The 12,289-nt window shown below is 54.6% G+C and carries 8 protein-coding genes; 7 read left to right on the top strand and 1 reads right to left on the bottom strand.

Going from position 1 to position 12,289, the window contains the following annotated elements:
* Positions 1-67 precede the first annotated feature (67 nt).
* Positions 68-724, top strand: a complete 657-nt coding sequence (locus tag ACYQ8U_RS06910; RefSeq protein WP_459944796.1) for a protein-L-isoaspartate(D-aspartate) O-methyltransferase — start codon at positions 68-70, stop codon at positions 722-724.
* Between the two features lie 7 nt (positions 725-731).
* On the opposite strand, the gene ACYQ8U_RS06905 is transcribed toward ACYQ8U_RS06910, so the two are convergent.
* On the bottom strand, positions 732-1,160 hold the full coding sequence (locus ACYQ8U_RS06905) for a universal stress protein (RefSeq protein ID WP_459944795.1): 429 nt from the start codon (positions 1,158-1,160) through the stop codon (positions 732-734).
* Positions 1,161-1,406: 246 nt separating this feature from the next.
* Here ACYQ8U_RS06905 and ACYQ8U_RS06900 point away from each other — a divergent pair, with 246 nt between their 5' ends.
* The 6 genes from ACYQ8U_RS06900 to ACYQ8U_RS06875 all read left to right on the top strand — a co-directional run bounded on the left by ACYQ8U_RS06900 (position 1,407) and on the right by ACYQ8U_RS06875 (position 12,219).
* The gene (locus ACYQ8U_RS06900; protein ID WP_459944794.1) at positions 1,407-2,108 is read left to right on the top strand and encodes a DUF3047 domain-containing protein; all 702 of its coding nucleotides are present in this window, start codon (positions 1,407-1,409) and stop codon (positions 2,106-2,108) included.
* A 243-nt stretch (positions 2,109-2,351) separates the two neighbouring features.
* Entirely contained in the window at positions 2,352-4,358 is a 2,007-nt protein-coding gene (locus ACYQ8U_RS06895) for an alpha-1,4-glucan--maltose-1-phosphate maltosyltransferase (protein ID WP_459944793.1), read from the top strand.
* A 17-nt stretch (positions 4,359-4,375) separates the two neighbouring features.
* Complete coding sequence (treS, locus tag ACYQ8U_RS06890; RefSeq protein ID WP_459944792.1) at positions 4,376-7,726, top strand: maltose alpha-D-glucosyltransferase; 3,351 nt, start codon at positions 4,376-4,378, stop codon at positions 7,724-7,726.
* Between the two features lie 4 nt (positions 7,727-7,730).
* The gene (gene glgB / locus ACYQ8U_RS06885) at positions 7,731-9,644 is read left to right on the top strand and encodes a 1,4-alpha-glucan branching protein GlgB (RefSeq protein WP_459944791.1); all 1,914 of its coding nucleotides are present in this window, start codon (positions 7,731-7,733) and stop codon (positions 9,642-9,644) included.
* Between the two features lie 2 nt (positions 9,645-9,646).
* Positions 9,647-11,557: a 4-alpha-glucanotransferase gene (locus ACYQ8U_RS06880; protein WP_459944790.1), complete on the top strand. Its 1,911-nt coding sequence runs from the start codon at positions 9,647-9,649 to the stop codon at positions 11,555-11,557.
* Positions 11,558-11,916: 359 nt separating this feature from the next.
* Entirely contained in the window at positions 11,917-12,219 is a 303-nt protein-coding gene (locus tag ACYQ8U_RS06875; RefSeq protein ID WP_459944789.1) for a hypothetical protein, read from the top strand.
* The last annotated feature ends 70 nt before the right edge of the window (positions 12,220-12,289 follow it).

Raw genomic sequence — 12,289 nt, 5'->3', positions numbered from 1 at the left:
TAATAAGCGAAAGACAACCAGTCGGGTACAACCAGTCTGATTATTTGCAAGGAGCAAAGGGATAAAAATGCCACTATCACAGTTGAGTGATTTCCAGCGACTCAGGGACGCAATGGTCGATGTGCAGCTTATCCGGCGGGGGATACGCGACCCGGCGGTCCTTGCCGCGATGCGGAAAATAGCGCGGCATCGCTTCGTCCCGGAGCATCTGCAGATGCTGGCTTATGAGGATCAGCCATTACCGATTGATCGTCAGCAGACCATTTCACAGCCGTATATGGTGGCCTTGATGACCGAGGCACTGATTTTGTCAAAAAATGACAGGGTGCTGGAAATAGGCACCGGCAGCGGGTATCAGGCTGCTGTTCTGGCCGAACTGTGCAGTACGGTTTATACGGTTGAAACAATTGCTGATCTGGCGAAAAAGGCGACATCCGTTCTGCAGGGGCTGGGTTATGGTAATATTATCATCAAGGTGGCCGACGGAACCCGTGGCTGGCCGGAGCATCAACCATACAACGGGATTATCGTCACTGCGGGGGCGCCGCATGTTCCCCAGCCGCTGCTCGATCAGCTCGCCGAGGGAGGCCGGCTGGTCATACCGGTCGGCGATCATGACCTGCAGCAGCTGCTGCGCCTGACCCGCACCCCGGACGGAGTAGTTAAGGAAAATCTCGGGGGATGCCGTTTTGTCCCGCTGCGCGGTGAGTACGGCTGGACATGAGCTCTCTTTATGGCACGACCATAACCGGGCAGTAAATAGTATTCAGTACCTTATGGGTGACACTGCCGAGAAAAAGTCCGGTAATATTCGAGTGTCCGTGTGAACCCATGATTATCAGGTCAAATTCTTTCGATCTGGCCAGGTCGGAAAGCACTTTTCCCGGCGACCCGAGAATACTTTTCGTGGTGAAATCGACTCCCGCCTCCTGCAGCTGCTGTGCTGTTTTCTCCAGAATTTTATTTGACTGATCTTCAACACTTTTGGTAACTTCCTTGGCAAAGATGCCGCTTACTTCCAGACTGGCATCAAGCAATTCATAACAGTTGACCGCGCAGATCCTGGCACCGGAAACCTTGGCCAGGTCAATGGCGCATTCTACTGCGTGAGCGGAGTAGCTGGAGCCGTCGACGGGAACAAGAATATTGGTGATATGCATGGGGAATTCTCCTGCTGTTGAGGTTGATGGCCTCGCCGAGGAATCTTTTTACTTAGCCATCTTGAAATCCGATTTTTTACCAGGTACTCAAGATTTACTACCGCCGTGACATTGCCGGGGGCCGACACTCGGCAGGTGTAAAAATTATAAGTCGTCGCAGAGGGTCGGGCAAGGGTAGCATCTGGTGTTCCTTTTTTCCGTCCCGTATCAATGGACAAATCCGATCATTTCGGACAAGATTCTTTCATGGGAAATTCACATCATCGGGTGCACATGCAATATAAAGGTGTTTATCGGCATTGGCGGTATTTTTGCCTGTTCCTGACGAGCATGGTTTTCTCCACGTCGACCCTTGCCTCGACCAAGGAACTGGCGGTCAGTGATTTTGCCCGTGAGGGTCTGGCCGGGTGGAACACGAAGATTTTTGCCGGGGAGACCAGGTATCAATTGGTCCAGGACGACGGAAAGGTTGTTTTGCAGGCTGTCAGTCAGGCGGCGGCGTCCTGCCTGATAAAGGAAATGGAGTTTCAACCGGCGGAGTACCGCTATCTGCGCTGGTCGTGGAAGATTGACAAGACCATCGAGGGAGGAGACGAAAAAACCAAGGCCGGAGATGATTATGCCGCCCGCCTCTATGTCGTTTTTCCCGGCCGTTTTTTCTGGCAGACCAGGGCCATCAATTATATCTGGGCCAACCAGCTGGCCGAAAATGCATCCATCGCCAATGCCTTTACTGCCCAGGCGATGATGCTTGCCGTCCAGTCCGGTCCGGCATCGGCCGGCAAATGGGTGTCCGAGGAGCGTGATATCTGGGCGGATTACCGGCGTCTTTTTGGCGAAGAACCGAAAAAAGCCGCCGCCATTGCCATTATGACCGATACCGACAATACCGGTGAGAGTGCTGTGGCCTGGTATGGAGACATCATTCTGGCAACCTCGCCGCAATAATTAGGAAGTATGGCATATCACTTGCTCTGTTGTTTTTAGAAAAGACAGGGTATCCGGAAACATCTTGAACAGCCTTATCTCGAGATAACACGGTATCTTTCCTGGACGGTTGACAATCACTGAACCACTCCACTCATCATCTCGTCCTGCCACACAGGACATGATCCTTTATCGCAAGATCATGACCTTTTTCGGTACTCTTGCCGCCTTGATTGAGCTATCATTTATTGCAGGAGAAGGAACATGCAACAGCAACAACCACCCCATCCGCTTGCCGAAGAAAAGGCCAGCCGGGTATGGATAGAGGCGATCACCCCGCGCATTGACTGCGGTCGTTTTCCGATTAAACGGGTGGTGGGCGAGACAGTTGAGGTTTCCGCCGCGGTTTTTGCCGACGCCCACGATCTCCTGAGAGCCGTTCTGCAGTACCGGCATGGTGACGGCGAATGGCGTGAACTGCCCATGTGCAGCCGGGGTGATGACCTGTGGACTGCCGAATTTACCGTCGATACGCTCGGCATTTATCAGTATACGGTCAGGGCCTGGATAGATCATTTCTCCACCTGGCAGCGGGATCTGCTGAAAAAATTCCAGGCCGGTCAGGATGTTGCGAGTGAACTGCTGGAAGGGGCGGCGATGATTGAAGCGACCTCCACCAGGGCACTTTCTCCCGATGATGACTGGCTCTCGACCATGGCGTCCTTGCTGCGGGCCGTGGAACCGCAGGAACACATGGTCGCCAAAGCGACAGCCGCGGATATCACCGCCATGATGCACCGTTATCCGGAACGCTGCCGGGAAGCGGTCTTTGCCCCGGCTCTGTCGGTGATCGTCGAAGCACGCAGAGCCGGTTGTAGTGCCTGGTATGAAATATTCCCGCGTTCCGTCACTGCTGATCCGAAAAAGAGCGGAACCTTCAAGGATGTTGAACAGCTCGTGCCGGAAATCGTCGGCATGGGCTTCGATGTCCTCTATCTGCCGCCCATCCATCCCATTGGCCGGACCAATCGCAAGGGCCGCAATAACAGTCTGGACCGAGCCCCCGAAGACCCCGGCAGTCCGTGGGCCATCGGGGCCGAAGAGGGCGGTCATAAAGCGGTCCACCCGGAACTCGGCACCCTTGATGATTTTGAGCATCTGGTCACCGTTGCCCGGGCCCAGGGCCTTGAGACCGCCCTCGACCTTGCCTTTCAATGTTCCCCGGATCATCCCTATGTCCGGGAACACCCGGAATGGTTTCGTCACCGTCCCGACGGGACGATCAAATTCGCCGAAAATCCACCTAAGAAATATGAGGATATCTATCCGTTTTTCTTTGACTGCAAGGACTGGCAGGCTCTCTGGCACGAGCTGAAGAGCATCGTTTTGTTCTGGATCGAACGCGGGGTGCGTCTGTTCAGGGTCGACAATCCGCATACCAAGCCGCTGCCTTTCTGGGAATGGCTCATAACCGAAGTACGCCGCGATTATCCGGACATCGTCTTTCTCTCCGAGGCCTTTACCCGGTCCCGGGTCATGTACAGCCTGGCCAAAGCCGGCTTCAGCCAGTCGTACACCTACTTCACCTGGCGCAACAGCAAACATGAATTGACCAGCTATCTGCGCGAACTGGTGGAGACCGAAGTGAGCGAATACTTTCGGCCAAATTTTTTCGCCAATACCCCGGATATCCTGCCGGAATATCTGCAATTCGGTGGTCGCGGGGCCTTTATCAGCCGCCTGGTGCTGGCGGCAACACTCTCCTCCTGCTACGGCATATACAGCGGTTACGAGCTCACGGAAAACCAGGCGCTGCCGGGAACCGAAGAGTATCTCAACTCGGAAAAATTTGAAATAAAACTGCGCAACTGGAAAAGTCCCGGCAATATCCGCGCATTCATTACCCGGATAAACAGTATCCGGAAAAACAATATCGCGCTGGCATCCAATAGAAGGCTGGCTTTCTATCCCGTCGACAATGAACAGCTGCTGTTCTACGGCAAAAGCACGAAGGATTTCGACAATATCATCTTGGTGGCGGTGAACCTTGATCCCCACCATGTTCAGGCCGGCTGGCTGGAGGTTCCCCTCGAGGAATTTCATATCGAGGAAGAGGAGGTGTATCAGGTGCATGAACTGCTCTTTGATAATCGCTTTCTCTGGCAGGGCAGAAAAAATTACGTGCGCCTTGATCCAAACGAAAGCCCGGCGCAGATTTTTCTGCTGCGCCGTAAACTGCGCACGGAACGTGATTTTGATTATTTCATGTAGGGGACAAGGGTTGCACTATGCTGAAAGGAAAAACAGACGCCCTCTGGTATAAAGACGCCATCATCTATGAATTGCACGTTAAGGCCTTTAAGGACGGCAATGATGACGGTACCGGGGATTTCCGGGGCCTTATTGAAAAGCTCGATTATATAGAGGCCCTCGGAGTCAATGTCATCTGGCTGCTGCCTTTTTATCCTTCACCGTTCAGGGATGACGGCTATGATATTTCTGATTATCGAGGCATACATCCGGGCTACGGCAGTCTTCGAGATTTCCGAACCTTTATCCGCGAGGCCCACCGCCGCCAGATAAAGGTTATCACCGAACTGGTCATCAATCACACTTCGGATCAGCATCCCTGGTTTCAACTGGCCAGAAGGGCAAAAAAAAACTCGGCACGGCACAAATATTATGTCTGGAGTGACACCAGCAGCAAATTTCCTGAAACACGGATAATCTTCACCGACAGCGAGCTGTCCAACTGGGCCTGGGATCCGCTGGCCAAGGCCTACTACTGGCATCGTTTTTTTTCACACCAGCCGGACCTGAATCACAATAATCCGAAGGTGGTGCAGGCTGTCCTGAAGATAATGCGTTTCTGGCTCGATATGGGAGTCGACGGCCTCCGCCTCGATGCCGTGCCCTATCTCTGTGTCCGGGAGGGGACCAATAACGAGAACCTGCCGGAAACCCTGGCGGTCCTGAAACAGTTTCGCAAGCACCTCGATCAACATTACACCGAGCGCATGTTCCTCGCCGAGGCCAATCAATGGCCGGAAGACGTCCTGCCCTATTTCGGTGAAGGGGACGTCTGTCATATGGCCTATCATTTCCCGCTGATGCCGAGGATCTTTATGTCACTGCGCCAGGAGGACCGGCATCCCATCACCGATATCCTCGATCGTACCCCGCCTATACCTGACACCTGCCAGTGGGCGCTGTTCCTCCGCAACCATGACGAGCTGACGCTGGAAATGGTCACCGACGCCGAGCGCGATTATATGTACCGGGAATATGCCAAGGACGGCAGGATGCGACTGAATCTCGGCATCAGGAGGCGACTCGCGCCACTGATCGACAACAGTCGCCGCCGCATGGAATTGTTGAATTCCCTGCTCTTTTCCATGCCCGGATCCCCGGTCATCTATTACGGTGACGAACTGGGCATGGGCGACAATATCTTTCTCGGCGATCGGGACGGCGTCCGTACGCCGATGCAGTGGAGTATGGACAGAAACGGCGGTTTTTCCAAAGCGGATTCGGCCCGCCTCTATCTGCCGCTGATCATGGACCCGGTGTACGGTTATCAAGCGGTCAATGTCGAAGCCCAGGAGCGCGACCCGTCGTCCATGCTGCATTTCATGCGCAGGATGATCGCCCTGCGCCGGCAGCATAAGGCCTTCGGCCGCGGCAGTCTGGAGTTTATCAGGCCGGACAACCGGGCAATACTCGCCTTTATCCGCCGTTACAAAAGCGAGATAATCATGGTGATCGCCAATCTTTCCAGGTTCGTCCAGCCGGCAGAGCTCGACCTGTCGGAATTCAAGGGGCACATCCCTGTTGAGATGATCGGCAGAACTGATTTCCCGGCCATCGGCGAGCTGCCGTATTTCATTACCCTGGGGCCGCACAGCTTTTACTGGTTCAGAATCGAATCGCCGGCGGAACCGATAAAAGTTGTCCGTGCCGGAACAACTGAATTGCAGAAAATGCCGCGATTTACTCTAGAGAAAATGTGGGATAGTCTGCTCGAACCGCACTATCTTTTTACCCTCGGCAACGATATCCTGCCGGCATATCTTGCCAGGCAGCGCTGGTTTGGTGGTAAGGCAAAAAACATCACCTCCTGCAGTCTGGTCGACTGGTGTAAAATGGGCGCGTCCTTTTACAGCACCTTTCTCAGCCTGCAGTATGAATCAGGGGAGCAGGAAGACTATGCCGTGCCGATGAAAATCGCTCAGGGGCAATCGGCCCTCACCCTTGCCGAAGAAATACCCGACAGCGTTCTCGCCTTTGTCAATAACCGCAAGGGTGACGGGATTCTTTACGACGCGCTCATGGACAGAGCCTCCTACGATATTTTATTGACCGCCATCGGTGACGGCCGACAGTACACCACCGCCAAGGGTGGCACTATCAAAGCGTTACCGACAAAAATCTATGATGCATTGATCGGCGCGGGCGATGGCTACACCTCGGTGCGAAAACTGCCCGCCGAACAGAGCAATACCTCAATCATCATCGGCGAAATCTTCGTGCTGAAACTCTATCGGAAACTGGAAAAAGGGATAAATCCCGATGTCGAGATGAGTCTCTACCTGACTGGAAAAAAGAATTTCAACTCAGTTGCCCGGGTTGCCGGGATATTGCAGTATTTCGATGCTGCGGGGCAGGAGGCAACGATGGGTATGCTGCAGGAATTTATCCCCAACCAGGGCGACGGCTGGTCGTATACCCTGGCGGCGCTGCAGGAGTATTACCAGCAGGCGAAAAACCGTCTTGCTGCGGGAGAAGCTGTGCCGGCGATGGAATTGTCGGTTATGGACGCCTCCCGGGAGGCTCCACCCGCGGTATTTACCGCCATGACCGAGGAATATCTCCAGGCCATCAGCACCGTTGGCCGGAGGACCGCGGAATTTCATCTGGCTCTGGCGGAAGAGAAAAAAAATCCGGCTTTCAAGCCGGAAAAATCGACCGCTGCCTTTACGGCGCAGCTGGCGGAGTCGGTAACCCGGCAGATTCAGGACGCTCTCCTGAGTCTGAATGTGAGAATGAATGAGTTACCGGCAGAGTTGCGAGACAATTGTGCCCTGATCCTCGAGGAGGTCCCGGCCCTGCTGGACAGGGTCGGCGAGATGACGGAGATGGGTGCGGCGCTGGGGCAATTGATCCGACACCATGGGGATTATCATCTGGGTCAGATTTTGCGGACAAAGGACAATGATTTCATCCTGGTTGATTTTGAAGGCGAACCTCTGCGGCCGATGGCGGCCAGACGCCTGAAGGGTTCGCCCTTAAAAGACCTTGCCGGCATGATACGCTCCTTCCAGTACGCAGCGGAAACCGCCCTGGCGGCGGCAACCGGCGAAGATGACCAAGGTGACAACAGGCAGGGACTTCTCCCCTGGGGCCGGGCCTGGTATCAGTGGGTGAGCAGCGTCTTTGTCGGGGCATATTGGCAGACTGCCGCAGGCGCGCCGTTTTTGCCGACCGCGGATGCCGACTTCATCCTCGATATCTTTCTCCTGGAAAAAGTTTTTTATGAACTGAAGTACGAATTGAATAATCGGCCGGCCTGGGTGCACATTCCGCTGGCCGGTATCGTCGATATCATCGAGAGAAAAAAGACCAGTAAAAGGAAAAAGTGAAAAGATGAAAAAAACGGCAACCACCAATGGTCTCATCAGCGATTATGACCTGCATCTGCTCGCCGAGGGCACGCATTACCGATCCTGGGAAAAACTCGGCGCGCACAGCATAAAAAATGACCACATGCAGGGCACCTTCTTTACCCTCTGGGCGCCGAACGCCGAAGAAGTTGCCGTCATCGGCGACTTCAATGGCTGGCAGAGTGCGGCCAATCCTCTGGCAAGAATCAAGGATTCCGGCTACTGGCAGGGTTTTGTATCCGGGGTTGAGCAGGGCGCATTGTACAAATTCGCCATCACCTCAAAATTGAATAATTACCGGGTTGAAAAGACCGACCCCTATGCCTTTCACTGTGAAATACGCCCGGCCTCGGCGTCGGTCGTCTGGGACCTTGCCGGCTATAGCTGGCAGGACGGTGATTGGATGGCTGCCCGGCAGGACCATCACCATGCAGCGCCGATCTCCATTTACGAGCTGCATCTCGGCTCATGGATGCGGCGTGAGGACGGCAGTTGGCTTACCTATCGGGATCTGGCGGGAAAGCTGGTCGATTATGTCAGCCATATGGGTTTTACCCATGTGGAACTGCTGCCGGTCAATGAGCATCCCCTTGATGCCTCCTGGGGCTATCAGACCATCGGCTATTTTGCGCCGACCAGCCGCTTCGGCACGCCGCAGGATTTTATGTATCTGGTCGATACCCTGCACCAGGCCGGTGTCGGCGTCATCCTCGACTGGGTGCCGGCGCATTTCCCGCGTGATGCCCACGGTCTCGGTTATTTTGACGGCTCGCATCTCTATGAACATGCCGATCCGCGCCAGGGAGAGCATCGGGACTGGGGGACACTGATCTTTAATTACGGGCGAACCGAAGTGGCGGAATTCCTGCTGTCCAATGCCCTTTTCTGGCTGGAAGTCTATCATATCGATGGCCTGCGCGTTGATGCCGTCGCCTCGATGCTCTATCTGGATTATTCGCGTGAGGAAGGGGAGTGGATACCGAATCGCTACGGCGGCAGGGAAAATCTGGAGGCGATAGATTTCCTCAAACGATTCAATGAGCTGGTCTATCAGGAACATCCGGATGTGATGACCTTTGCCGAGGAATCGACCGCCTATCCGATGGTGTCACGGCCGACCTATCTGGGCGGACTGGGCTTTGGTTTCAAATGGAATATGGGCTGGATGCACGATACCCTGGCCTATATGCGCCATGACCCGATACATCGTTCCTATCACCACCACCGGCTGACTTTCAGTCTGCTCTATGCCTATCATGAAAATTTCATGCTGCCCTTTTCCCATGATGAAGTGGTGCATGGCAAAGGCTCTTTGATCGGAAAAATGCCCGGCGACTACTGGCGCAAGTTTGCCAATTTGCGGCTGCTCTATGGCTATATGTTTTCCCATCCCGGCAAAAAACTGCTGTTCATGGGGGGGGAAATCGGCCAGTGGACCGAGTGGAATCATGAAGGGACCGTCGATTGGCCACTGCTGGATTTTCCCTTTCACCAGGGGCTGCAGCGCTGGATCCGCGACCTGAATACTTTTCTGCGCGGCGAGCCGGCGCTGTATGAACTCGACAATGATCCGGCGGGATTTTCCTGGATCGACTGCAATGACAGTCAACAGTCCATCCTCAGCTATATCCGCCGGGGCAAGGATTTAAGCGATGTGGTAGTCTGTATCGGTAACTTCACTCCGGTGCCGCGGCACAATTATCGCCTGGGTGTCCCGGCAATGGGCTATTGGCAGGAAATACTCAACAGTGACGCGCCGATATACGGCGGCAGCGGCCAGGGCAATTTCGGCGGCAAGGAGGCGACACCCTTATCGGTCCACGGCGAGAGCCATTCGCTGAACGTGACCCTGCCGCCCCTGGCGATGATGGTCTTTCGCCTGAAGCAGGGAGACTGACAGTGCTGGAAAAAATAAACAAAGCGCTTCAACTTCTCGGCATCACCAACTTTCTGCTCGGCGTGCATGATGCGGCGTTTCCCAGCCTGCCGGAGGAGAACCTGGGCCGTGGTTCCCCCTATTCCGCAGGCGCCGCCGACTTTTTCGCGTTTGCCGCATCTCTCGGTTTTACCGGCGTGCAGCTGGGGCCGCAGGGCATAACCACCGAGGCTAACCCTTCACCCTATGACGGCAGCTTTTTTTCCAGGAATCCTCTGTCTCTGGCCCCACTCTCCCTGATTCGATCGGCTTGTCCGCTGCTGGAAAGAGACAGGCTGGCCGGGATTATCGACCAGTTCCACTCTGCTCCTGACCGGGTGGATGATATCTTCGCCAGGCTGGCCATAGGCGATATTTCCACCGAAATATGCAGGCGGTATCGACGGGAAGTGACAGATGGGCGATCCGCCGCCTGGCAAGCCCTGAGCCATTCTTATGAGGAATATCGCCGACAAAATGCGCCCTGGCTTGAAAGAGACGCCCTTTATCAGCTGCTGCGACAGCACTACGCCGGCAAGAGCTGGAGACAATGGGACAACGCGAAAGAGGGTCGGCTCGACAGGCACCTTTTCGCCCCGCCAGCCGGTCTGGAAGAAGCGGTACGCCTGCGCCGGGAGGCTCTGGGACGACAGTATGGCGAGGCGATTGATGACTATTGTTTCATCCAGTTCCTGCTGGCCGAACAGCACCGGGAATTAAGACAGCGATGCCGGCGTCTTGGCCTGCAACTGTTCGGCGACTTACAGATTGGCATGTCAGGTCGCGATGCCTGGTATGGCCAATCCTTCCTGCTGGCCGGGTATGTCATGGGGGCACCGCCCAGCCGGACCAATCCGGAGGGACAGCCGTGGAACTATGCCGTGCTCGACCCCCACTGCTATTTTGTCGACAGCGCTAACGGGTCCAGACAACCGGGTCCCGCTCTGCTCTTTCTCCAGGCCCGGATAGAAAAACTGGTCGATGAATTCGACGGCCTGCGTCTGGACCATCCGCACGGCCTGATCTGTCCGTGGGTCTATACATCTGATCAGGCCGATCCCTTTGGTGCTGTACAAAATGGCGCACGTCTTTTTGCTTCGCCGATGCTGCCCGATCATCCCGCGCTGGCGCAATACGCCATAGTTCGGCCGGAGCAGCTCAATACGCAAAAGCACCGCTACGACGATAACTGGGTGACCAGTCTCGATGCGGAACAGGTTGGGAGGTATGCCCAGCTCCTTGAGGTAATTATCAAGACGACCGAAAAAAAATGGGCGAACGCGGGGACGATTGCCTGTGAAATTCTCAGCACCCAGCCCTATCCGGTTAAACGGGTCATGGACCTGTACGGGCTGGGCCGTTTCCGGGTTACCCAGAAGGCTGATCTGACCAATACGCTCGATGTCTACCGCAGCGAGAACGCCCGGCCGGAGGATTGGCTGATGCTTGGCAATCATGACACCCCGACCATCTGGCAGGTGGCGGACAGATGGCAAAAAGAAGGCGTTACACGTCGGCAGGCCGAATATCTGGCCATTCGTCTGCGTATCCCTGCAGCGGAACAGACAAGCTGGAAAGAACGTCTGGCCGTTGATGCCGGGGCATTGGTCCAGGCCAAGTTTGCCGATTTATTTGTCGGCCCGGCGCAAAATATCATGGTCTATTTTACCGATCTTCTTGGCGGCATGGAAAGCTATAACAAGCCGGGCACAACGAATAAGGATAACTGGACGCTGCGCATTTCCTGCGACTTTAAAAAAATATACCGCGAAAAATTGGCTGACGACCGTGCGCTGAACATCCCCAAGGCATTGGCCATGGCGCTGAGAGCACGTGATGCATCGATCAGTTCGGCATACCAGGGCCTGATCCGGGAACTGGAGGACGCCTGCTGATTCCTGTCGATTTTATGCTTGGAATCTGCCGCATTGCAGAAACCGTAACACGACATGGACAGTGAGAACATTTTTTTGTCTTGCTGGAGCGGACTATGTCTTTTGACATCGGACAATTCTGTAAAATTCAATCCGGCCCAAAAATCGGCAATGTTTTCTGCCTGCGGCGACTTTTAGAGGAAGGCGTCGGCAGACCAATCTCGACGGCGACTTTACGCCTGTTCGGCATGTTCCTTGCAAATCCTGTTTGCAGACAAAGGTCCGTGTTGTGTTTATCGGCCTGAAAAGACCGGCTCTGCTCCTTTGTCTTCGGCCTCAATGAATTTCCGGATCATATTCAGACACAGAGGAGAATTGAAATGGAACAACAAAAGAGAATGGAAGAATCGTTTCTGAGAACCCATCGCGATTTTATTGCCAACCTGACGGCCTCCCTGGATGTCATCGGCAAAGACATCAACGAGGCCAAGGAGATGCAGAGTATGTGTACGGATGAATGGTGCCAGGCGACTGAATCCTATCTCGATGAGCTGGCGAAGATGATCTATTCCATCAGCGAACCGCGTTGGCTTTCCGATGAGGATTCGGATCGGATCCGACAGCTCCGAAAGCGCATACACGATCTTTATGCGCAATACAAAGGCGTCGCAAAAACTGCTTAATCACGAGTCACCGAACTCTTCGAGAAAATGTTTGGCAGTGGCCTGCAAAAGACCGGAGATAAAGGGGTTG

The organism is Desulfocastanea catecholica (genome assembly GCF_054657295.1).
The sequence above is the reverse complement of the archived record's forward strand: the minus strand, read 5'-3'. Positions and strand labels throughout refer to the sequence as shown.